Origin of the sequence: Adlercreutzia equolifaciens (assembly GCF_029076695.1) — a bacterium.
Taxonomy (GTDB): domain Bacteria; phylum Actinomycetota; class Coriobacteriia; order Coriobacteriales; family Eggerthellaceae; genus Adlercreutzia; species Adlercreutzia equolifaciens_A.
In genome coordinates, this window is sequence record NZ_JARFIK010000247.1 from 1 (window position 1) to 319 (window position 319).

Below are 319 nucleotides of genomic sequence, written 5' to 3' on the forward strand. Positions count from 1 at the left end.
CACCTTCGTGCTGCCGCAGTCGGTAGTGCGCACTATGGGCTACAAGGACGTTAAGTCGCTGCACTCCGCCATGATCTGGGGCACCGTGATTATCGGCGCTATGATGATCGGCGTGACGTCACTGGGCGTGCTTTCTGCTGGTGTGCTGACGGAAGACTTGGCGGCCTATGGCGGCAGTGTCGACAACATCATCCCTTCGGTGATCGTGGAGTCGCTTCCGCCGGCGCTGGGCGGTATTGCCATTATTGGGCCCGTGGCTGCTTCTATCTGCACGGTGTCTTCGCTGCTCATTTCTTCGTCTTCGGCCATTATCAAAGAC

1 protein-coding gene is annotated in these 319 nt (G+C 58.3%); it reads left to right on the plus strand.

The window, feature by feature from the left end; translation table 11 throughout:
• Positions 1 to 319, plus strand: a 319-nt coding sequence (locus PZH32_RS12255; protein WP_428994048.1) for a sodium:solute symporter family transporter, incomplete at both ends; no start/stop codon positions are given.